The 21,599-nt window shown below is 69.7% G+C and carries 18 protein-coding genes; 15 read left to right on the plus strand and 3 right to left on the minus strand.

Translation table 11 applies throughout. From position 1 onward, the window contains the following. The first annotated feature begins 2 nt into the window (after positions 1–2). Genes ACGF0J_RS01365 through ACGF0J_RS01375 form a run of 3 tightly spaced genes read left to right on the plus strand, consistent with a single transcriptional unit; the run spans position 3 to position 3,455 of the window. Positions 3–1,478, plus strand: coding sequence for a WXG100 family type VII secretion target (locus ACGF0J_RS01365; RefSeq protein ID WP_393141134.1), 1,476 nt, complete (start codon positions 3–5; stop codon positions 1,476–1,478). 35 nt (positions 1,479–1,513) lie between these two features. Next, complete coding sequence (locus tag ACGF0J_RS01370; protein ID WP_393141136.1) at positions 1,514–2,689, plus strand: pentapeptide repeat-containing protein; 1,176 nt, start codon at positions 1,514–1,516, stop codon at positions 2,687–2,689. A 1-nt stretch (position 2,690) separates the two neighbouring features. Then, the gene (locus ACGF0J_RS01375) at positions 2,691–3,455 is read left to right on the plus strand and encodes a WXG100 family type VII secretion target (RefSeq protein ID WP_393141138.1); all 765 of its coding nucleotides are present in this window, start codon (positions 2,691–2,693) and stop codon (positions 3,453–3,455) included. A 174-nt stretch (positions 3,456–3,629) separates the two neighbouring features. Here the strand turns inward: ACGF0J_RS01375 and eccB are convergent, their stop codons facing one another. After that, positions 3,630–5,045, minus strand: coding sequence for a type VII secretion protein EccB (gene eccB / locus ACGF0J_RS01380; protein ID WP_393141140.1), 1,416 nt, complete (start codon positions 5,043–5,045; stop codon positions 3,630–3,632). A 130-nt stretch (positions 5,046–5,175) separates the two neighbouring features. Between eccB and ACGF0J_RS01385 the strand changes: the two genes are divergently transcribed. From ACGF0J_RS01385 to ACGF0J_RS01395, 3 genes are all read left to right on the plus strand, one after another. Beyond that, complete coding sequence (locus tag ACGF0J_RS01385) at positions 5,176–5,577, plus strand: hypothetical protein (protein ID WP_393141142.1); 402 nt, start codon at positions 5,176–5,178, stop codon at positions 5,575–5,577. Positions 5,578–5,596: 19 nt separating this feature from the next. After that, on the plus strand, positions 5,597–7,060 hold the full coding sequence (locus ACGF0J_RS01390; RefSeq protein ID WP_393141144.1) for a WXG100 family type VII secretion target: 1,464 nt from the start codon (positions 5,597–5,599) through the stop codon (positions 7,058–7,060). 118 nt (positions 7,061–7,178) lie between these two features. Further along, positions 7,179–7,574 carry a VOC family protein gene (locus ACGF0J_RS01395; RefSeq protein WP_393141146.1) on the plus strand — a complete coding sequence of 132 codons (396 nt, stop codon included), beginning with the start codon at positions 7,179–7,181 and terminating at the stop codon, positions 7,572–7,574. An 85-nt stretch (positions 7,575–7,659) separates the two neighbouring features. Here the strand turns inward: ACGF0J_RS01395 and ACGF0J_RS01400 are convergent, their stop codons facing one another. Then, positions 7,660–8,397, minus strand: a complete 738-nt coding sequence (locus ACGF0J_RS01400; protein ID WP_393141148.1) for a transposase — start codon at positions 8,395–8,397, stop codon at positions 7,660–7,662. 445 nt (positions 8,398–8,842) lie between these two features. Next, positions 8,843–13,516, minus strand: coding sequence for an FtsK/SpoIIIE domain-containing protein (locus ACGF0J_RS01405; protein WP_393141150.1), 4,674 nt, complete (start codon positions 13,514–13,516; stop codon positions 8,843–8,845). 1,617 nt (positions 13,517–15,133) lie between these two features. Between ACGF0J_RS01405 and ACGF0J_RS01410 the strand changes: the two genes are divergently transcribed. The 9 genes from ACGF0J_RS01410 to ACGF0J_RS01450 are packed head-to-tail and all read left to right on the plus strand — an operon-like array spanning position 15,134 to position 21,071. Further along, positions 15,134–15,799: a hypothetical protein gene (locus ACGF0J_RS01410; protein WP_393141152.1), complete on the plus strand. Its 666-nt coding sequence runs from the start codon at positions 15,134–15,136 to the stop codon at positions 15,797–15,799. A 1-nt stretch (position 15,800) separates the two neighbouring features. After that, positions 15,801–16,517 (plus strand): hypothetical protein, encoded by a 717-nt coding sequence (locus ACGF0J_RS01415; protein ID WP_393141154.1) that lies wholly within the window; start codon positions 15,801–15,803, stop codon positions 16,515–16,517. Beyond that, positions 16,514–17,809, plus strand: a complete 1,296-nt coding sequence (locus ACGF0J_RS01420) for a CpaF family protein (RefSeq protein WP_393141156.1) — start codon at positions 16,514–16,516, stop codon at positions 17,807–17,809. The genes ACGF0J_RS01415 and ACGF0J_RS01420 overlap by 4 nt, the downstream gene beginning before the upstream one ends. Positions 17,810–17,811: 2 nt before the next feature. Then, positions 17,812–18,654: a type II secretion system F family protein gene (locus ACGF0J_RS01425; RefSeq protein ID WP_393141158.1), complete on the plus strand. Its 843-nt coding sequence runs from the start codon at positions 17,812–17,814 to the stop codon at positions 18,652–18,654. Continuing rightward, positions 18,647–19,567 (plus strand): type II secretion system protein, encoded by a 921-nt coding sequence (locus ACGF0J_RS01430; RefSeq protein ID WP_393141160.1) that lies wholly within the window; start codon positions 18,647–18,649, stop codon positions 19,565–19,567. The genes ACGF0J_RS01425 and ACGF0J_RS01430 overlap by 8 nt, the downstream gene beginning before the upstream one ends. Next, positions 19,567–19,788 carry a Flp family type IVb pilin gene (locus tag ACGF0J_RS01435; RefSeq protein ID WP_393141162.1) on the plus strand — a complete coding sequence of 74 codons (222 nt, stop codon included), beginning with the start codon at positions 19,567–19,569 and terminating at the stop codon, positions 19,786–19,788. The genes ACGF0J_RS01430 and ACGF0J_RS01435 overlap by 1 nt, the downstream gene beginning before the upstream one ends. A 41-nt stretch (positions 19,789–19,829) precedes the next feature. Continuing rightward, the gene (locus ACGF0J_RS01440; protein ID WP_393141164.1) at positions 19,830–20,222 is read left to right on the plus strand and encodes a TadE/TadG family type IV pilus assembly protein; all 393 of its coding nucleotides are present in this window, start codon (positions 19,830–19,832) and stop codon (positions 20,220–20,222) included. A gap of 52 nt (positions 20,223–20,274) precedes the next feature. Continuing rightward, a complete protein-coding gene (locus tag ACGF0J_RS01445; protein WP_393141166.1) occupies positions 20,275–20,643 on the plus strand; it encodes a TadE/TadG family type IV pilus assembly protein in 369 nt (122 codons plus the stop codon). Continuing rightward, a complete protein-coding gene (locus ACGF0J_RS01450) occupies positions 20,640–21,071 on the plus strand; it encodes a TadE/TadG family type IV pilus assembly protein (protein ID WP_393141168.1) in 432 nt (143 codons plus the stop codon). The genes ACGF0J_RS01445 and ACGF0J_RS01450 overlap by 4 nt, the downstream gene beginning before the upstream one ends. Positions 21,072–21,599: the final 528 nt, after the last annotated feature.

The raw sequence follows: 21,599 nt of genomic DNA on the forward strand, positions 1-21,599 counted from the left end.
CCGTGGGTAGCCGGCGCAAAGTCCTCGTCATCCGCTCGTTCGAGGCGACGCCCGAAGGCAAAGAGGTCGAGGCGTCCAAGGCCGAGATCGAGCGGTTGCTCACCAACACCAGCCCGGGCGACGTCAGCAGCGCGGGCTCGGCCTACCGCAACGCGGCGAAGGCCATCGACCGGGCCGTCGCCGCCCTGAACGACCACGCCGCCACCTTGGCCAGGGCGTGGCAGGGTCCGGCAGCGGCCGAGGTGCAGAAGGCCATGCAGCTCATGCACGCGAGCGGCGTCGAGCTGGCCGGCAAGATGAAGATGATGGACGGCGCCCTCGACGGCTACGCCCAGAAGGTGCCCGAGACCCTGGAAAAGGTCCGGAACATCCGCGTCGAGGTGCCGACGACCGAGGAGAACACCGGCGGCGGCACCATCGGCGCCAGCCCGTCGCTCCAGCAGACGAACGCCCAGATCCCGCAGAGCGCGAAGATCGCTGCCGAGAACGCCCAGGCGCAGCGGGCGATGAAGGAGCTCAACGAGAAGATCGTCGAGCTGCTCGACGTCAAGGTCCCGATGGACGTCTCGTACGAGCTGCCGGCCGTCGACGTCCCGTCGGCGCCGCCGAAGCAGACGACCGTCGACATGGGCGGCATCGGGAACAACGCGAACCGGTTCGGCACGGGCGGCGCCGAGGGCGGTCGCGCCTCCTACGCCGGCGTCGCCGACACGCGCGGTCCGGGTTCCGGTGACGGCGGCACGGGCGTCGGCGGCTCGGCCGGCACAGGCCCTGGCGGCACGGGACCGACCGGCACCGGCCCGAACGGCACCGATCCCAACGGTACGGGCACCGGCGGGAACACCGGCTCGACCGGCACCGGCCCTGGGAGCACCGGCCCTGGGAGCACCGGCCCTGGGGGGTCTGACCCGAACGGCACGTACCCGAACGGCACAGACCCGAACGGCACAGACCCGACCGGCACAGACCCGACCGGCACCGGCACAGACCCGACCGGCTCCACCGGTTCGGACCCGGCCCAGAGCACCCGGCACCAGACGGGTGCCGACGACGGCACCGTTCCTTCGGTGATCGGCAAGGAGGACCCGCGGCAGACGGAGGCGGCGAACTTCACCCCCTCCCACGTGACGCCGTCGACTTTCACACCCGCCACCGCCCTGCCCACGACCCTGCCGACGACGTCCGTCCCGGTGGCGACCACCTCGATGCCGCTCGTTCCGGCGACCGGAGTCGCCCCTGGCGTCCCGGCTGTGCTGGGAGGCCCGAACCAGTGGGGAGAGCAGGCCGGCGGCAACGCGGGGTCCCAGGGCCGTTCGGCCGGCTCCGGCCACGCGCCGATGTACCCGTTCCTCCCGATGGGCGGCGCTGCGGCGCCCATCGGCTCGGACGACTCCTCAGGATCCGGCGGCGCGCACATGCCGGAGGACCGCGGGATCTGGACCGTCACGCCCGACGTGATCGACCCGTATATTTGCTGAGCATCCGCCCGAGCCGGCACTGAAGAGGGGGACCAATGCCTGAGAGCAACCCGTACCCGCTGGGCGGCGTGCCGGCGATGGGCCTGGAGTCGTCCGGGCTCAAGTTCACGAAGGGCAAGCTGGAGTCCAACGGCAGAACGCTCATCGGCGAAGGAGACAAGCTCGCCACGTTCGCCGGCCGTACGGGAGGCATCTCCCTGGGGTGGCTCGGTTACGGGGTGTCCGGGCGCCAGTGCGACAGTGCCCACGAGGAGGCGCGCGGCCAGCAGGTCGAGACGCTCAAGACCGCGCAGAAGGTGCTGGAGTCGTGGCGGGAGGCGTTCAAGATCGCTGACGCCAAGTACGTCGACGCGGACGACCAGTCGACGCCCAACCCGTACGCCAACAACCAGATGCCGCAGATGCCCGGCCTCAACGGCAGCGGCCTCAACGGGTCCGGACTGAACGGCCTGAACATGCCCAACGGCGGCATCGGCCCCGCAGGGCTGAGAAACCCCGACATGCCGAATCTGCAGGACCCGAACCTGCGCAACCCGGACATGCCGAACCCGAATCTGCAGGACCCGAACCTGCGCAACCCGGACATGCCGAACCCGAATCTGCAGGACCCGAACCTGCGGGACCCGAACCTGCGCAACCCGAATCTGCAGGACCCAAACCTGCGCAACCCGGACATGCCGAACCCGAATCTGCAGAACCCGAACCTGCAGAACCCGAACCTGCGCAACCCCGACCTGCAGAACCCCGACCTGCGGTCCCCCAACATCGATCGGCCTGACCTGCCGACCACGGACCCCAGCAAGCTCGGCATGGACGGTCTCCCGAACAGCACCAAGACCGACCTGGCCGGGCTGGACCCGTCCGCCCTGCAGAACTCGCAGCCCCGCGTCCCCGACGGCCTGCCCCTCGCGGACCCCGCCCGGGTCACCAACGGAGTCCCGGGCGGCGGCACCGCGACGAGTCCGGGAGCGACAACCGGCACGAGCAACGGCATGACGCCCACCAGCGCGACGGCCGGCCTGCCGAAGCTGCCCACCGGAGCGGCCATGGGCGGCATGGGCGGCATGCCGATGGTGCCGATGATGCCGATGTCTCCCGGCCAGAACCAGGAAGGCGACACCAGCGGCTCCGGACTGCTGCGCGGGGAGCCGGAGGACTGGGAAGACGAAGAAGGCGTAGGCCCCGCCGTCCTCCGCCACGAGGGGGCCTGACGTGGCGGAGCTGACCGGGGCGCGCAACCGGTTCCTCGTCGCGGCGACGGTCTCCGCCGGCTGCGCCTGGATCATCAGAAGGCCGCTCGCCTTCTCCATCGCCGCCGGTCTGGGCGTCATGGCGGCGGATCCTGAGGCCATGCTCGAAGCGATGAAGAAATGGAAGACCACCGCCGAAGGGGGCCTGACCGAGGAGCTCGAGAACCTCGTCCGGTGGATGGAGTCCTTCAAGGACAAACTGAAGAAGGACGCCACCTGGGACGGCGCTGCCTTCAACGCCATGGAGGTCGCGGCGGACGGGTTCATCGCGGCGGTCGGGGAACTCGGCGTCGCCCGTAACGGCATCGGCGACACGCTCAAGTCGAGTGCCGACCTCTACGACAAGCTCTCCTACGTCGCGGTCGCGGCGGCGATGGCCATGGTGGTCTGGGCCGTCCTGGTGTCGGTCGGCAAGCTCACCCCCGGCACATGGGCCGGCACCCAGATCGCCGTCAACGCAGGGCTCAAGGCACTGTTCACCTCCCTGCGGCCCATCCTCATCAAGCTGGCGGTCTTCAGCGGCGGCGTCTTCGCCATCTACCAGGGCGTGACCATGAAGAGCATGGAGCAGGAGGCCAAGCTCAAGTCCATGATGGCTGTGCCCATCGAGCAGCACGGTCTGGGCAACGACCCCCGGACCGGTGCGCTGGTCCAGAAGTCGATCCCCGTCGACACGAAGAACGGCACCCTGCCCCCCGGCGTCCAGATCCCCGGCATGACCCGCTGACACCCGTACTCCACCCCGGACACACCGCGCCCACCAAGCCGTCCCCTCAGCCCCAAGCGCCCCTCGACGCGCCTCAGCTCTCCTTCCTCAGCCACCGGCTTCCGTCGTCACCGGCTTCCGTAGCCAACGGTCGACGCAACCCGGAGCGAGCACGCCCGCTCGCAGGAGCCACCTCTACTGGGCCACCTTCACGGGACTCCGCGCGGCGGCCGGATCCAGCCGCGGCCCCTCCGGGATCATGTGCAGCAACTGCGCCGGCAGCGGCGCCACCGCCGCGGCGTCGTACCCCAGCGTCTCCACCTGCGCCCCCGTCTGCAGCGGGAAGCGCCGGTTCTGCTCGGTCACCAGGTAGTAGGTGTTGACGGACCGAAGCTGCCCGTGGCCCGGCAGCAGTCCCGCCACCGCGGCGCCGCCGTTCGGCATCACGATCTGGTCGAAGTGCTCCTGGCTGCCGGTCGTGGGCGGCACCGGGATGCTGATCGTGGCGCCACTGGTGATCTTGGCCTTGGTGGAGCCGCTCTGCGTGTCGGAGTAGACGGCGCACAGCGGGGCGTTCGCCGCGGGAGTGATCACCTTGGGCATCGTCGTCGGCAGCCCGCCGCCGAGCATCGACGTCTTGGACAGGGCCCCGTTCGCCGTGGCCGCGTCGATGGTGATCGGCACCACCCGGCCGGAACCGTACGCCTTCTTGCTGGCCGAGTCGTTGAGCAGCAGCGTCGCCTGCGTCACGGTGATGGGTGACAACCCGTCCTTGAGCAGGACGTACCACCGGTCGGCGCCGCCCGCCATGCCGGGCGTCTGGAAGATCTGGCCGATCCGCCGGGTACGGTCGTCAGGCCCGCGTACCGCCGCGCCGCGGTTCGGGATCGACTGGAACGTGAAGTCGCCTCCGTTCGGGATGGCGTTGATCCAGGCGGCGGGCACCTTCCTGACCGCGGTGGCGCCCAACGCGTTGATCCCTTCGGAATCGACTCTCATCTTCTGGTCGCCCCAGATCACCCAGCCCTGCTGCTGCTCGTCGCGGACGACCATCGCACCCGCGCCGACCGGCGTGCCGCCGACGTCCATCCCGCCCACCAGCGTCACGTACGTCTTCCCGAGGCCCGCCGAGTCGACCGTCTCGCCCACGCACACCGACCACGGCCCCTTGACGAGCTTGTCCTTCGCGGGCAGCGAGTCGGGCGCGCCCGGGATGCCCACGAGCGGGCCCCGGTCGAAGCCTGCCAGCGAGGCAGCAGACACGTTCCGCACCTTCACGTCGGGCGTGTCCAGCAGGAGCCGCGCCGAGACGTAGTTGGCGACCGGCATCAGCTTCTTCTCCTGCTGGCTGTAGACGTACTTGGCCCCGCTCTCGTCCTCGACCAGCAACTGACCGGGGTCTGTCAACTTGGTGGCGTTGCCGGGCTTCAGCATTCCCCAGATCCCGAATGCCGCGGTCACCAGCACCGCGATCAGGAGGCCGGAGAACATCGCCACCGTGTGCCGGCGCATCGGCGGCTCCGGAACATCCGGCTCCGCCTGCAGCAACGCCATGCCCAGGCGCTGCATCATCAGGCGGTGGGCCTGGTAGAGGTCCTTCCGGGTTTGCATGCCGCTCCGTTCCTACTCAAGGTCCCGGAACATGTTACGCATGAGCGTCGAGAGGGATATGTGAAGTTCTGTACGTGATGATGGTGATCCGAGTAAAGTGGCGATCAAGCACCCTTGGGGAGGTTGTGTCGTGGCAATCGGAGAGCACCGGGGCTGCGGGCAGAAATGGCCCGGTCTGGACGCGGAGCGAGACGGCGTCACCTATCCGAAGGATCCGAAAGAGCGCTTCGAGCAGCTCGCCACGAAGCTCGAGGACGCGTTGGAGGACCTGCGAGGGTCGGGACGTGGCTCCCTGACCGAGCTGACCACGCAGGGCAACCTCTCCGCCTTCACCCAGCAGGTGCGGGCCATCGACCGCTGGGAAGGCGGTCGTGCGTTCGCCGACACGCTGGACCTGGGCCACGACGAACTCACCAAGATCTACGGCCAGGTCAACCAGAAGTTCGACATCGCCATCGCTCTGGTGAGGAGCGGTGGCGGCATCTTCCAGGCGGGGGACGACGTGACCCTCCCCGGTTCCACTCAGATCTAGGGCGGCTCAGGGCATCGTCATGGGTGACTCCACGAAGCAGACTCATTGGATCAAGCCGAGCTGTGGCACCTTCGGGTGCGAGACCGGTGGGAGAAACGTCGCCGAGGTGAAGAACTTCTTCACCTCGCTCGACCCAGTCAGCGTGCGGACGGCCGCCACCTCCTATACCGACGCCGCCACCAAGCTGGCCAACGCCCTCAAAGCCATCGACGACGTGAGCGGCGAACTGGCCAAGATCTGGGAGGGCGAATCGTCCGTCAAGACGCAGAAGGCCCTGCGTCAGTTGCACGACACGATCGTCAACCTGGCCGTCGGGCTCGACGACATGGGCAAGCCGCTGGAGACCCTGAGCAGCAAGATCCGTGAGCACAAGGATTTCGTGGAGAACGGGACCGCCACCTGGAGCAATCCCCTGGGCGACCCGGGTAGCTGGGACGACTCCATGCCGGGTTCCTTCCGCACCATCGACAAGGGCTGGGAGTGGGGCTCGCAGGACGAGTTGGCGGGACACCATCTCAAGGCGTTCACCAACGACCTCCAGCAGATCCACATCCGCTTCCCCGACTACGTGGAAAAGGAACTGCCGGACATCAAACCCCCCACGGGTGACGGTCCGGACCTCAAGAACGTCAACCTGTCTGCTCCACGCATCCCGAGCAGCGTGGTTCCGGGGGGTTACAACTCGTCCGACTTCAACCCGGGCCAGAACGGCAACGGGATCAACCAGCCCACGTACCGGGACGGCACCACCACCGACCCACGTTTCCCGAACGGCAACGACCGGCCCGGTTTCCCAGACGGGACCACCGGCACCGACCCGAACGGCACGGACCCCAACGGCAACGGCGTCGGAAACGGTAATGGCGTGGGCAACGGCGTGGGCAACGGCAACGGCGTCGGCAACGGCTCAGGCGTCGGTAACGGCATCGGCAACGGCTCAGGCATCGGCAACGGCTCGGGCATCGGCAACGGAGACTCGAACGGAACCGGCCGCCCCGGCATGCCGTCCGTCACCGACCCCGACTTCCCGGACGGATCGAACACCGACGTGAACGGCAACACGGACCCGAACAGCAGGACCACCCCCGACGACACCACGACCCGCTCGACGATCCTGTCCGACTCCCTGCCGCGATTCGACAGCACGCCGTTCAGCAACCACTCGCCGACCACCACGCCCACCTCCACCCCGACCACCTCGTTCGCCCCGACCGCGTCCCCGACCCCGTCGGGCACCACCCCGGTCGTGAGCACGAACTACGGATCGGGATACGGCAACGCCATGACCGCCGCCGAGACAGCAGCCGCTCGCGGCACCGCCCTCGGCGGAGCGGGCGGCATGGGCGGCATGCCCATCCTGCCCATGGGCGGCTCGCCCGGGGGTGGCCAGGAGTCGCTGAACGAAACCTCCACATGGCTCAAGGAGGAGGACGAGTGCTGGGTCGGCACATTCGACAACGTCGTGAACGACAAGATCTGTTAGCCCGCTGAGCCGCCTTCGACACATCACCTTGTCTCAGAGCCTGCTGACGAAGGCTTAAGAGGGTGTCTTCGATCCCGAGTGCAAGCTCGTGAAGTGGCTGAGCTACGGTCGGTTGATCATGACCAGTCTGCTCGGAATCAACCATCTGACACTGCCCACGACCGAACTCGACCGGCTCGTGGCGTACTACACGGAGTTGCTCGGAGCAACGCTCGCGTTCGAGCGCGCTGCCACCTCTGCTGATCCTCGGATCGCAGTCCTCGATGTCGGCGGGGCCGACCATCTGATGATCGTCGAAACCGCCGCCGTCCCCGCCCTCGATCTTGATCCTCTGAACCGGGCGGGTTGGGGACTGCGCGTGGGCACATACGCACAACTGTGTGAGCTTCGCGAACGGATTCTGGATGCCGGGCGGCCGGTCGAACCGATCGAGACACTGCCCACGCAATGGACGATGACGGCTCGCGATCCCGATGGACGCCCTGTGGACATCCGGGCCCATCGCCCTCGGTGATACTCCTCTGCAAACAAGGTCTTTCCGGCAGTGTTGCCTCCCCCGGGCCAGATCATGATCTTGCACTCGGGATCGAAGACACCCTCTATGTGCTCGTGGGCCTGGGCCCGTAGAGGGCTGGTCCAATCTTGTTGATGTAGCCCTGGTGTGACCATTGGGACAGTTGGACGCGGAAGCTGTTGATGTTCTCGATTCCGAGGATGGCGGCCGGCTCAGCCCCTTCCCAGGCTCGCCAGGGCTGGCCGGCCAGGAGTTCCCGGACCTTGCCTCGCCGGTCGGGGCTGGACAGGTCCGGAAGTGGCGGCGGGCCGGCCCATCGGCCCGGAGGCGGCTGGCCTGCCAGTTCACGGGTCAGGCGGCGGGTCATCTGGTGCACCGTGGCCCACCAGATCAGGGCTTCGTGGTGCTCGGGCCTGCGTTCGTAGATCCGCACCAGCCGGCGGTAGCGGGTCAGCCAGGCGAAGGTTCGTGCTGCCACCCACCTGCGCGGCAGCACGACGAAGCCACGCAGATCGTCGGAGCGCTCGACGATCGTGACGGTCAGGTGGAGCACGTCGCGCGCCCAGCTGAGCAGACGTCCGGCGTAACCGCCGGCGGCCCAGACCAGCGCGATGGTGGAGAACTTCTCCCGCAGCCGGGCCAGCAGCGGGTGGGCGCCGTCACGGTCTTGGACGGAGGCGGCGGTGACGATCACACGCAACAGCAGCCCGAGGGTGTCGACCGCGATATGCCGCTTCTGCCCCTTGATCTTCTTGCCCGCGTCGTACTCGCAGGCTGCCGCGCCGACGCTCTCGGCCGCCTTGACTTCTGGGAATCGATGCACCCGGCCGTGGGCAGCTCGCCGCGTCCGGCCAGGATGCGCAGCCGGCCGCGTAAGCGTCCGGCGAGCCGTTCGGGCAGACCACGCTGGGACCATCGCCGAAGAAGGCGTATACCGCCTCGTGCGGCGGGAAGTCCACCGGCAGGGCCCGCCATTCGATCCCGTACCTGGTCACGTAGTTGATCGCGTCGAGTGTCGCGCGCAGTCATGCACCATCGGCCTGCCGGTGGCCTGGACCAGCTCGGCCATGACCGCCCGTGCCTCGCCTTCGAGCACCGCCCAAGCCGACGAAAGGTAGCGCTCCGGTCGGCCGCTACGAGGGGGCGCAGCGCAAGCTGGATGGTCGCCTGTGCGCAAGCATGGGACAGAAACACAAACTCTGGGTGGCTGGAGGCGAAGGCACCTCCAGCGCCCTGCGTGGATCTCCACGTGCACACCAGGTACGAACCTATGCGGGCACGTCCGGCAGGGCAGCCTGCACCGGGATGGTGGTGCCCGCCGCTACCAGTAAGCCACGTCCGGGTGGGCCCCCGACGGAGCCGCGAGGCAGCCGAATGTTGAAGAGGTCACCGTCAGCAGGGCTTTGCACGGAAAGCAGCACCCCCGTACGAGACTTGCGAGCATCGGCCACGAACCCCCGGTAGGCCGTGGCCAGATCGCCCGTGGCCCCCGCGATGATCAAACCGTGCTCCCCATCTCTGCCCGATCTGAGTACCTCCTCCAGCGCCACCCCGAGTGGAGAGTCCGGGCTGACCAGCTCTGCATCATCCACCACCACCGCATACCGCTGCAGCCCCGCGACGAGATCCTGCAGCCCTGAGGCGTTCCCGTCCAGAACCGCCAACGCTCCGGGCAACGCGCGCAACGGACTGCGTCTGGGCGCCACCACGAGCACCGGGGTCCCCGACGACAGCAGGGACAGAGCAGCTGTGAGCAGCACCGACGACCGCCCGGAACGCGACGGACCGGCGATGACAGCCCCTGGCCCCTGAGCCAGCAGATCGATCCCCAGCGGCGCCAGGGCGTCCCCGCCGGCCCCGATCAGCGCCCACAGCGGCGAGGGCGCCTCGAAGCCGGGAACGAGGTCGAGCACCTGACCGGCTGTGATCCGCATCGGTAGCGCATCCACGCGCAGCGGCGGCTCCCCGTCCCACCACCAGGTTCCTGGACCACCGCCGCCGCGCATGCTTGTACGGCCCCGAGCCTGGCCGTCGTCTCCCCCGGTCATCGACAAACGCGGCGCTGTCAGGTCAGCCGACGTCCTGCCATCTGCCCGGGACTCACTTCCCCCGCTGCCCTCTTCATCCCGAACGGCCTCCTCGTTCGTGGGCACTGAGAGCCGGCGAGAAGCGGCCTCTTCGCCGGCGTTCATCGCGGCCTCGGCAGAAGAGGCTTCGCCTTCCGAAGACACTGAGAGCCCGGCGAACGCGGCAGCCGCATGGGCGTGGGGCGCAGACGCGAGGCCTGTCGTGTGTCCCGCCGGCCCTTCGCCGCGCCTGCCCGGGACCGCGCCGGGGTCGGCCCGCATCTCGGGGCACGGCCCGGCGGGCATGGCATGGCGCCGCTCACCGGCGGCCACGACGTCACGTGTCATCGCCTGTAGGGCGGCAACCTGGGCCGGCCCCGCCGGATCCTCGGCGAGTAGGGCGATCTGACTCTCGACGATGCCGTGTTCACCCAGCGACAGGGCGCGGCCGGGCGGCATGGAGGAGGGGAGTTCCTTGAGGGGGAGTCCGGCCAGCCCGTAGTCGGCGGGATCCGCCAGCCGCAGAATCAGCCGGTCCTCGAACACCGTCGAAACCTGCCCCAGCAGGCAGGATCGGTCGCCGGTCACCACGGCCCGCAGCCCGACGGCCGGCCCTTCCCGCAACAGCTGCAGAAGCGCCTCGGTCAGCCTTCCGTAGTCGTAGCCTTCGAACGCGGCCACGTACCCCTCCCACCGATCCACCATGAGCACCAGCCAGGGCAGACGGTGGCCGCTCTGGCGGTATTCGGCCAGGGAGGCGTGCCCGGCCTCGGCCAACAGTTGCTGGCGGCGCCCGACTTCCGCCCGCAGCCGGGCGAGGAGGCGTTCGACGCGGTCGAGTTGGTCGCGGGTCACCACGGCGCCGCAATGCGGCATCGCCACCAGCGGCAGCAGCGCACCCGACCCGCAGTCGATCGCGTGGACGTGCACGTCAGCAGGCGAAGCCTGCAGGGCGATCGCGCCGGCGATCGTCCGCAGTGCCGTCGACCTGCCGCTGCGGGCCGCGCCCGCGATGAGCAGGTGGCCGCCGTGGCTCAGATCCAGGGCGAGCGGTTGCCGGTCCTGCGTCCACGGCCGGTCGGTCAGACCGAACACCAGTGGCCCCACCTCGGCCCACGACCCCGGAGAACCCTGCGCGACTTCTTCCGGAACCCCGGATGCCCGACCGGAAGCCACCATGTCCTGACCGTTGTCGCCCGGGACCCGAAGGACCAGGTGAGCGGGCAACGGCTCCAGCCACGGGCTCGGCTGCCGTTCGACCCCTGTCAACCGAGCGGCCTCGATGAGCGCATCGGCGAGCAGTGACAGGTCGGTGACCGTCGACTCCTCGGCCGGCTGCGGTGGTGGAGGCAGCCCTCGGCCGAGCGATCTCCAGCCCACGTCGATCACCCGCACGTGGCCGGTGTCGCCGGGCACGGCAGAGCCACCGGCTCCGGCCGTCGCCGAGAGGCCACCCGCACGCGAACGGCCATCCACGCGTGCTTGCCCCGCTGAGAACGAGCCGCCACCGCTGGACGCGACGGCCAGAGGGCTTCGACCGCCGACACGGGCCGTCTGGACCGCCGCTGCCCCCGCACCGGACTTGACGTAGCACCGGCCGGGCGTCGACTTGGAGATGTGGGCCGCGTCCGGCATGTCGATCACATCGGCCGACTCCATGGGCTCGGTGACCCGAAGCGCGATGCGGAGGGACGTGTTGGCCTGGATGTCGGCCGTCACCACACCGGCCGGCCGTTGCGTGGCCAGGATCAGGTGGATTCCCAGTGAGCGACCCCGGCGTGCGATGTCGACCAGCCCGGCCACGAAGTCCGGTAGTTCGGCCACCAGAGCGGCGAACTCGTCGATGATCAGAACGAGACGGGGCAGCGGCTCGCACCGCTTGCCTACACCTCCCGTCAGGGAGGTGTAGTCGTCGATGTCCTTCGCCCCGGCCGCCAGGAGCAGCCGCTCCCTGCGCCGGATCTCTGCCGCCAGGGAGTCGAGCGCCCGCTGGGTCAGATGGCCGTCGAGGTCGCTGACCATGCCGACCGTGTGCGGCAGGCGTACGCACTCCTTGAACGCGGCGCCGCCCTTGTAGTCGATGAGCACGAACGTGAGCTGGTCGGGGCGGTTGGCCACCGCCAAAGCCGAGATCAAGGTCTGCAGCAGCTCTGACTTGCCGGCTCCGGTGGTTCCCGCGATCAGCCCGTGTGGCCCGTCCAGCGCCAGGTCGATCGAGAACCGTCCTTCGGGACCGATGCCGATCACCGCCTCGGTGGACCCTCGCCCACGCCAACGCCGGGCGACCTCCTGGCCGGTGGGCGTGCTCAGACCCAGCAGGTCGAGCAGGCGGACGGAACCGGGCAGGTTGCCGGCCAGATCCTCTCGGCTGACGTCGCGGACGGGGGACAGAGCTCGGGCCACACGGTCACACCACGAGGGCGTGACGAGGTCGGCCAGGACCGGGCCGATGACGTCCAGGCCGCCGCCGCACAGCCGGACGACACCGTCGAAGCCGCATGCGGCCACCGTCGCGCACTCCTCGGGGAGCAGGCGCTGGTCGTCGTCGATCGCGAGGGTGTAGACGCCCGCGCGAGGACCCTGCCGCAGGACCTGCGGCATGCCTGGCAGCCCGCGCAGCGCCTGTGCGCCGTCGAGCACCAGCAGCACGTCGAAGGGCCGCTCGTCGTAGGTGGAGAACGCGGGTGCTTCCGGGCCGCCCAGGTCGTCCCAGCCGGTGGGTATCTTGCCGAACTCGGGGATCGAGGTGTTCTGGCGCTCGTCGATCAGCGCGGTCAGCTCGGCGACGCGGCGCGCCGCCGAGTCGGGGTCGGTGCCGACCAGAGCCACGCAGTCCTCGCCACCGCGCGGCGCGCAGTGCGGCAGCCAGCGAACCCAGCTCCAGCGTTGCTCGCCGTCGGCACGAGCGGAGATGATCACGATGGCCAGATCTCGGGGACTGTGGAGGACCGCGGCCTGGCCGACCAGCCAGCCGGTCAGGCCCGTCGCGATGTCACGTGGGCCGGTGACGCCGGCGACGCCGAGCCGCCGCATGGCGAGGGCCACGGGCACGGCACGGCAGATCGGCAGGTCTATGGCACCGCCCTGCTCCTCGGTGAGCTCGAGATCGGCAGGCAGGTCGGCGAGCCCGACCCGCAGACGAAGTGCGTCGGGGTCGTGGATCCGCCGCTCCCACAGACGCCTGCGCGGGCCGGTGGCCGTGAGCAGCACCTGCGCCGGGTCCGGCGTTTCCGACCTGCGCACCAGCTCGTCCTGTGCGCGGGCCTGCTCGACGGCTTCCTCGTACTGCGTGAGCCGCTCCTTGTACTCCTTGAGCGCCTTCTTGTGCTGCTTCTTGCCGTGGCGGCGGTCGCTCCACCATTGGCCGACCATGATGATCGGCGTCATCAGCGCGATCAGCAGGTAGTACCACTGGCGCAGGACGAACGCCAACGTCAGGCCGAGCACGGCGGGTAGCAGCGCGGCCAGGAGTTGCAGCCGCATCCCCTCGGCCCGCCGAGGCTCGCGTGGCCGCTCGAACGCGCGCTGCCCTCCGGAGGGACGCAACCGGGGTGGCCTGTTGTAGGCCATGCCGCCTTCGGGCCTGGGGGTGAGATGGGCGTCCTGCGGCTCGACCGCGGTGAGGGCGAATGCTGACGAGCCGCAGGTCAGCATGGCATGATCGGTCCAGTCGGCCTTCTCGGTGAGCGGTCGGCCGTTCATCTCGGGAGTCGCCCAGGCCTCCGATGACATCGCGGCCGCCTCGCGCTCCGCCACGCGGGCGGCGAGCTCGGCCACCTCCTCGGCCCATCTGCCTTTGAGTTTGTGACGCGGGGCCTCTCCGGGGCGGCCCCTGCGCACCGGCTCCACCGTGATCGCCTCGGCGGTGACGCGCATGGTCACGGCCTCAGGAGCGACCCTCGGATCGGCGACGGCGATCGCGCATCCGGGGTCGGACCCGATGACGTGCGCGCCCAGCCCGAGCCGGTGCACGGCGCCCGCCGCGGGGCCGCCCACCACCCGCACCTCGGCGACGCCGCCGGGCTCCTCGATGATCGTGGCCCGCGCCAGCCGTGGATCGAGGGTGATCCTGTCACCGTCGCGCAGCACCGTCCTGGCCGGAGCACGCGGGTCGAGTGCGCGGCCGTTGCGCCACAGCACCGGGCCGTCCTCGTCGTGGCCGCCGCTCCGCCCTCGAACGCCGGGCCCCGCCGTGCCCCCACGTCGCTCAGGTCTGTGCGGGCCGGAGCCGCGGGACGGCTCGAAGGAGCGTGGCGCGGGATCGGGGCCCTGCCAGTCACCACCGGCTCGCGAGCCCCCGCGCTCGGAGCGCTGGAAGGGATCATCGTGCTCCGGAACGCGCGAGCCACCGCCCGCCCCGCCGTTGAGAGGGCTGCCGTTGGAAGGACTACGCTGCTCGGGCACGCGCGGCCGGGCGTCGATGGGATGTGGCGCAGACATGCCGTAGGGCGCGCGAGCGCGGGAGAGCCGGACGACCTGGGCCAGCCTCGGCTGACCGCTGAGCGCTTCACTCACGTGGGCGATCGTCACGTTGTCATCGCCGTCGAGCACTATGTCACGGTCGCCCTGCTCGCCGAGCACCGTGAGCATGATCCGCATGTGCCGTCTCCTCGGGGTCCGGATTGCGGGCGCCACGCTAGCGCCCGGTGCGAGATTAAGCGCGCGGGTTGGCGGCATGCGCATGGAAGCCGCTGCTTGTGGATAACTCGCCCATGCGGGGAACGGTTGTGGATAAGTCATTCGACCTCGGGCGTCGGCGGCCTTAAAGTTCGGACGTGGCCTTCCGTCCCTGTCGGGTCAGACGGTGCATGAAGTCCCTGACAATGTGATCATTTGACGCGATCGGCGATGAAGAGTTGCGCTCCAGCGCATGATAGGGCGATGTGGAGCATGCGGTGCGGATATTGCGGATTTGTACGGGATGTGTGGTGCCCGAAATAGGGCGACCGTCGCCCAGGTCGACCAGGCTGTAGCTTGCCGCACCGCGGCGCGCGGGTGAACCCCTGCTTGGCATGAGAGTCCGGGGAGAAGAAGCGTCGCCGGGCCGAGGCGCCCTGCTCCGGCGTGCCTGAGCAGGGCGCCACCGGTCCTGCGGTGACAGCCTTGCGCTGGACGCCCTGGGGTGGGTGTGCCGAGTTTGTTCTGATGGATGAGTGCGGCATTTCGCCCGGTCCTGGGATCTGGCAGCAGGCTGCGCCGGAGGAGCGGCGGGTGAGGCGTGACGGCGCGAGCGCCACAAGAAGTTGTCCATAAGGACGCATATGTCCGAAACCGAAAATCGAGCGAGCAAGGAGGCTGATGTGGCTGTTGTGGCGGTTAGCCCCAAAAGACGATGGCGTCAACTTGCTAGAAACAACAGGCATCGGTTATTACGGGTTGACACCATCCCACCTGCGAAACGAGCATGGTTCCTCGCATTCTGGCCCCACCCATGGCCCATGGATGCACATAATGGCGTGAATTCGACAATTCTCTAATGGGAGCCCCCCACCCATGAGGACAAGCGAAAAGCCTGCCGTCAACGCGGCAGGACTGTCCGGTCCGGCGTCGCGCAAGCTTCCCGTCCCGCCACGCGAGCGGAAGCCTGCGCTGGCGGCCCTCGCCGTGCTCCTCATCCTGGGCGGGGCACTCGCCACGACGCTGCTCGTCATGCGCAGCGGCGACCGGATCTCCGCCATCAGGGTGACGCAGCAGATCGGCGCCGGCCAGCAGTTCACCCAACAGGCGATCGAGGAGGTGCAGATCGCCGACACAGGCATCGACTACGTCGACTGGTCCCAGCGGCAACAGGTGCTGAAGAGTTTCGCCGCCGTGACGCTCCTCCCCGGCACACTGCTCACCAACAACATGGGCGTGCGGGCCAGCGCCGAGCTGGGGCCCGGCAAGGCCAAGGTGGGGCTCGCGCTCAAGCCCGGGCAGGCACCCGCCGGGCTGCAGAAGGGCGACCGCGTCCAGGTGGTGCACGTGCCGGCCCGCACCAGCCAGGCCGAGAGCCGGGTGCTGGCGCAGAGCGCGCTCGTCTTCAGCGTCGGTGAGTCGAGCCGAGCCGGCGGAAGCGGGCTGATCACCGTGATCGTGGACTCGTCGGTGTCGCCCGAAGTCCTCCGTCACGCCTCCAGCGGTGAGATCGCGGTGGCCGAGTTGCCAGGGGCTCGGTGACGTGGCGCTCATCGTGCTGGCAGCCGACAAGGGCGCGCCGGGCGTGACCACCGCTGCGACGGCATTGGCCGCGGTGTGGCCGCGGCCGGTCCTGCTCGCCGAGTGCGACCCCGCGGGCGGCGACATCGCCTACCGGCTGCCGTCCGCCGACGGCGGCGTGCTCAATCCGGGAAAAGGCCTGCTAACACTGGCCGCGACAGCACGCCGCGGGCTCGCACACGCACAGATCCATCCGCACACGCAGAAGATCGTGGGAGGGCTGGACGTGCTGGCCGGGCTGACCCATGGTGAGCAGGCGGCCGGTCTCGCCTGGCTGTGGGGGCCGCTCGGCCGCTCACTCGCCGCGATCCCGGACGCCGACGTGATCGCCGACTGCGGACGGCTGGGCGCCCAGCCCCAGCTCGCCGATCTGCTCGCGGAGGCGGACAAGGTGGTGCTGCTCACCAGGGCGACGCTCGACCAGGTCGCGCACCTGCGCGAGCGTCTGTCGATCACCAAGGCGCACGGCGTGGTGGTGATCGCCGACCCGCGCAGCTACCGCTCCTCGATCGACGACGTACGCCGCATCGTGGGGCCGAGCGTGGGGTTCGTGCACGGACTCGCCTACGACCCCAAGGGGGCCGAGCTGCTGCGCGGGCAATGGGGCGGCCGCCTCGACCGCTCGCTGCTCATCCGAACGGCCCGCGATCTCGTGGGACGGCTGGTGAACGAGCCATGATCGACCACGCGCTCGTCAAGCGGTTCCGCCAGGAGGTCGGCGACCGCCTCGCCCACCAGCGCCGGCTCGACCAGGCCAACGGGCTGCCCGCGATGACCGGCGAGGACGAGAGGCAGTTCGCCAGGGCGCTGATCTCGCAAGTCCTGGAGGAGCACGCGCGCAGCGAGATCGGCTCGGGCCGCACGCCGCCCACCGTCGAGGAGGAGGAAGCGCTCGCGGCGGGCATCCACGCCGCGCTGTTCGGTGTGGGCCGCCTGCAGCCGCTGCTCGACGATCCCGACGTCGAGAACATCGACATCAACGGTTGCGACAAGGTTTTTGTCAGCTACGCCGACGGCCAGGAGCTCATGCACGATCCCGTCGCCGAGTCCGACGAGGAGCTCATCGAACTGATCCAGATCCTCGCAGCCTACTCCGGGCTGTCCAGCAGGCCGTTCGACACCGCCAACCCTCAACTCGACCTCCGGCTGCCGGACGGGTCCCGGCTGAGCGCCGTCATGGACGTCACGCTCAGGCCGGCCGTGTCGATCCGCCGGTCCCGGCTCGGCAAGGTCTTCCTGTCCGACCTGGTCGGAAACGGGACGCTGAGCCCTGACATCGGCCGCTTCCTCACAGCGGCGGTGCTCGCACGCAAGAACATCATGATCGCGGGATCGACCAACGCCGGCAAGACGACCCTGCTGCGCGCTCTCGCCAACGAGATCCCGCCCACCGAACGCCTGATCACCGTCGAACGTGCGCTGGAGCTGGGCCTCGACCAGTTCCCCGAACTGCACCCCAACGTCGTGGCCTTCGAGCAACGCCTGCCCAACTCCGAGGGCCAGGGCGAGATCACCATGGCCGAGCTGGTCCGCAGGTCCCTGCGGATGAACCCCAGCCGGGTGATCGTCGGCGAGGTCCTCGGCGACGAGATCGTCACCATGCTCAACGCGATGACCCAGGGCAACGACGGCTCCCTGTCCACCATTCACGCCAACTCCAGCATGGAGGTCTTCAACCGCATCGCCACCTACGCCCTGCAGGCCGCCGAACGCCTCCCCATCGACGCCACCCACATGCTCATCGCGGGTGCCATCGACTTCGTCGTCTTCGTGGAGAAACGTAACGACTACCATCGCGGCGGCACCCTGCGCCGCTACGTCTCCAGCATCCGTGAGGTCAACGGCTGCGACGGCCGCGTTCTGTCGAGCGAGGTCTTCGTGCCGGGCGCCGAGGGCATCGCCGTGCCGCACGCTCCCGTCTCATGCCTGCCCGAGCTGATCGCGCACGGCTACACCCCGGGAGGCTGGTGACGATGACGGCCTTGGATCCGCTGGCGATGTTCGCGGGCGCGGCCGCAGGAGGCGGCCTGTTCCTGCTCGTCCTCTCCCTGTACGGCATGCGCCCCCGACCGGCTCAACCGAAACGTCACCTCGTCAGGATGCTCACCACCCGCGCAGCCATCGCCGGCGTCGCGGCCACCGCCGTGCTCGTGGTGACCGGCTGGCCCGTCGTGGCGGTGGGGACCGTGCTGCTGGTGTTCGCCTGGCGCGGCCTGTCCGGCGGCGCGGCCGAGGAACGCGACGCGATGCGGCGGCTCGAGGGCCTGGCGGCCTGGACCGAGTCACTGCGTGACACGATCGCCGGCGCGGCCGGACTCGAACAGGCCATTCCCGCCTCGATCAGGGCCGCCGCACCGATGCTGAGACCCCACCTGCGGGCACTGGTCGATCGGCTGCACACCCGGATGGCGCTCCCGGACGCGCTCGCGCTCTTCGCCGACGACCTGGACGACCCTTCCGCCGACCTGGTGGTGGCCGCCCTGATACTCAACTCCAAGCTGCGCGGCCCCGGCCTGCGCGACGTGCTCGGCGCGCTGGCCGTCTCGGCTCGCGAGGAGCTCGACATGCGGCGTCGTGTCGAGGCCGAACGCCGCTCGACCAGGAGGAGTGTGCAGATCGTCGTCATCACGGCTCTGGTCTTCGCGGCGCTGCTCGTCCTGTTCAACCCCACGTACGTGAGCGAATACGGCAGCCTGCTCGGCCAGGCGGTGCTCGTGGTCGTGGCCGGGCTGTTCGGGGCCGGGTTCGCGTGGATGCGGCGGCTCGCCCGCTTCGACAAGCCCACTCGGCTTCTGGTCGGAGGTGACCATGGTTGAGGGCGTGCTGGCGGGCGGCGTGCTCGGATTCGGGTTGTTCCTGCTGCTGCGTGCGCTGTTCCCCGCCCGGCCCGGCCTGGTGGCGCGACTGCTGGCGATCGAGGCCGCACGCGAGGACACGGGCACGCCACGGCTCCAGCTCGTGCTCCCCGACGAGGAGGTGAGCGCCTTCCGCCGTGGGCTCGGCGTACGGCTGGCGCGTGTGTACGCGACGCGCGGCTGGGAGGTGAGGTCCACCAAGGCAGACCTCGCGTTGGTCGGCCGGTCGTTCGAAGGCTTCCTGGCCACCAAGGTGTTGCTGGCCGCAGCCGGATTGCTGGCCTTCCCCGTGCTGCTCGGCTGGCTCCTCCTGATGGGCTGGGGCACGTCCCTCGCCGTGCCGTTCTGGGCTGCCGTGGCCGTTGCGGCGGTGTTCTTCTTCCTGCCGGATCTGCAGGTCAGGCGGGACGCCGCAGCCAAACGGCGTGACTTCAGGCACGTGGTCGGAGCGTTCCTCGACCTCGTCTCGATGAACCTCGCGGGCGGTCGCGGCGTGCCGGAGGCGCTCCTGATGGCGGTCTCGGTCAGCGGCGACCAGCCCAACTGGGCGATGTCCCGCATCCGTGAGGCGCTGAGCGGCGCGCGGATCGTCGGCATCACCCCGTGGCAGGCCCTCGGTCAGCTCGGCGAAGAGATCAACGTCGACGAGCTGCGTGACCTGTCCGCCGCGCTCGGCCTCGTCGCGGACGACGGCGCGAAAGTGCGCGCCTCGCTCACGGCGAGGGCGGCCACGCTGCGCCGACGCGAGCTGGCCGAGATCGAGGGACGGGCCGGTGAGCGTTCCCAGTCGATGCTCGTCGCCCAGTTACTGCTGTGCGCAGGGTTCGTGATCTTTCTCAGTTTTCCGGCCGCTATGAAGATGTTGGGGTCCTGATGAATCATCCCTGGATCGTCTACCTCCGCGCGTACCTCGGTGTGCGCATCCACCACGCCCGTACCGCGCCCTCCAGAGGCGCCTCCGCCGTCGAGTGGGTGATCATCACGGCGATCATCGCCGGTGTCGCGCTCGGCCTCGCCACGCTCATCAAGACGCTGGTCGAGCAGAAACAGGGCGAGATCCAGAACAACTTCGGCGGTGGCAGCGGCGACACGTGATCCGGTCCCGCCTCCGGGCACGTCGGGAGCGCGGGGCCACCGTGATCGAACTGGCTCTCCTCATGCCGGTCGTCCTCGCGGTCGTGCTTCTCATCGTGCAGGTCGCCCTCTGGTTCCACGGACGCCAGGTCGCCGAGGCGGCGGCCCGTGAGGGCGCGAGGGTGGCCCGTTCGGCTCCCTTCGACTCGGGTTCCTGGGAAGCGGAGGCGAGCGCGAAGGCCACAGCCGTCGTCCGGGCCATCGGTCCGCGGCTGCTCGCCAACGCGACGGCGACCACGTCGGCCAAGGACCCGGACCAGCGTTTCGTCACGGTGCGGGGGAGCGCGGTGCAGGTCGTGCCGTTGCTGCCCGAGCTGGCGTTCACGGTCACGGCGACGTCAGGTGGTCCGGTCGAGTGCTTCCGGCCGGACAACGGGGGTGACGACTGTGAATGAGCCGGCAGCGCGTCGGAGCACGCGCAGGCGTGGGGCAGGGGAGAGGGGGTCGATGGCCGTGGAGACGGTCATGCTCGCACCCGTCTTCCTGCTGTTCCTCATGTTCCTGGCCGGGGCGGGGCGGCTGGTCGAGGCGCAGGGTGAGGTCAACGGGGCCGCGCGCGACGCGGCACGGGCCGCCTCCGTGCAACGCACGCTCGACGCGGCGGGCGCCGCCGCCGAGGCCGTCACCACTGACGTGCTGCAGGGCTCCTGCGCGCAGCCCACGGTCGATCTGGGCGAGTCCCGGTTCGAGGAGGGTGGCCAGGTGCACGCCGAGGTGACCTGTGAGCTGGACCTGGGGTTCCTGGGCTTCGACGTGACCAAACAGCTGACGGGCACGGCGGTGGTTCCGCTGGAGCAGTTCCGGAGGGTCGAGTGAAGGGCGCGGCGGCACGGCGAGGCGAGCGCGGCTCCATGTCGGTGTTCACCGTGCTGTTCTCCGTGGTGGTCTTCCTGCTCGCGGGGCTGCTGGTGGACGGCGGAGCGGCCATCAACGCGCGGCTGCGGGCCGCCGACATCGCCGAGCAGGCCGCACGCGCGGGCGCCGACCAGATCGACGTCGATCACCTGCGCGCCACCGGTCGAACGAGGCTGTTGGACGACGGGCAGGTGTGCGGCCGGGTCGACGAGGTGATGGCGGCCCAGGGCGGTGACGGGGTGTCCGCGGGCTCCTGCGCCGTGGAGCAGGGCGGCGCGGCGGTGACCGTCACCGTGAACGTCGCCTGGACGGCGTTCTTCCTCGGCGCGCTCGGCTTCCAGGGGTCCGAGATGCGGGGAAAGGCGACGGCCGGTCCCGAAGCCAGATGAGCCAGACCGATTCCAGTCACTTGGTGGATCAGGGAGCGATGAGCAACGACGCTGGACGCGAGAAAGGAGAGGCGATGCCGACGCGAGAGCCCGCCCGCCCCCACGGGCCCACGCCCGCCCGCCCCTCCGAGCCGACGCCTGCGGGCGACCAGTCGCGCCTCACCGGCCCCCACTCTCCCGGCGCGGTCGAACAGCCCGGCATCGGCGGGGGACACGCCCTTGACTCGGGTGACGGGACGGTAGCCGCCGACTCCAGCTCGGCGGCTCCCAGGAGCTCGGCGGGCATCGACGCTTCCGCTGGGCGCGCGGGCTCGGGCGGGTCTGGAGGATCGGCTGCTTCCGCAGAACGCATGGCTCCGTACGGCGGGCGAGCGCCACGGCCTTCGGGCCGGACTTCCCGCTATGCCAGGGAGGCGGCCTACTTCCTGGAAGGGCCGGCGGCCGGTGCCAGGAGCGGGGACAGGGAAGAGCCTCAACGCGGGCCCGGGTATACAGGTCGGCCGGGGGGAGCCGGTCAAGGGGCTGAGT

The organism is Nonomuraea sp. NPDC047897 (assembly GCF_043204415.1).
In the GTDB taxonomy this organism is placed as follows: Bacteria; Actinomycetota; Actinomycetes; order Streptosporangiales; family Streptosporangiaceae; genus Nonomuraea.

Coding starts and splice junctions, on each gene's coding strand:
- ACGF0J_RS01445 (WP_393141166.1), top strand. CDS start 20,275: ATGGCCGTGGAGACGGTCATGCTCGCACCCGTCTTCCTGCTGTTCCTC.
- ACGF0J_RS01435 (WP_393141162.1), top strand. CDS start 19,567: ATGAATCATCCCTGGATCGTCTACCTCCGCGCGTACCTCGGTGTGCGC.
- ACGF0J_RS01370 (WP_393141136.1), top strand. CDS start 1,514: ATGCCTGAGAGCAACCCGTACCCGCTGGGCGGCGTGCCGGCGATGGGC.
- ACGF0J_RS01395 (WP_393141146.1), top strand. CDS start 7,179: ATGACCAGTCTGCTCGGAATCAACCATCTGACACTGCCCACGACCGAA.
- ACGF0J_RS01410 (WP_393141152.1), top strand. CDS start 15,134: ATGAGGACAAGCGAAAAGCCTGCCGTCAACGCGGCAGGACTGTCCGGT.
- ACGF0J_RS01390 (WP_393141144.1), top strand. CDS start 5,597: ATGGGTGACTCCACGAAGCAGACTCATTGGATCAAGCCGAGCTGTGGC.
- ACGF0J_RS01430 (WP_393141160.1), top strand. CDS start 18,647: ATGGTTGAGGGCGTGCTGGCGGGCGGCGTGCTCGGATTCGGGTTGTTC.
- ACGF0J_RS01420 (WP_393141156.1), top strand. CDS start 16,514: ATGATCGACCACGCGCTCGTCAAGCGGTTCCGCCAGGAGGTCGGCGAC.
- eccB (WP_393141140.1), bottom strand. CDS start 5,045: ATGCAAACCCGGAAGGACCTCTACCAGGCCCACCGCCTGATGATGCAG.
- ACGF0J_RS01405 (WP_393141150.1), bottom strand. CDS start 13,516: ATGCGCGTCACCGCCGAGGCGATCACGGTGGAGCCGGTGCGCAGGGGC.
- ACGF0J_RS01425 (WP_393141158.1), top strand. CDS start 17,812: ATGACGGCCTTGGATCCGCTGGCGATGTTCGCGGGCGCGGCCGCAGGA.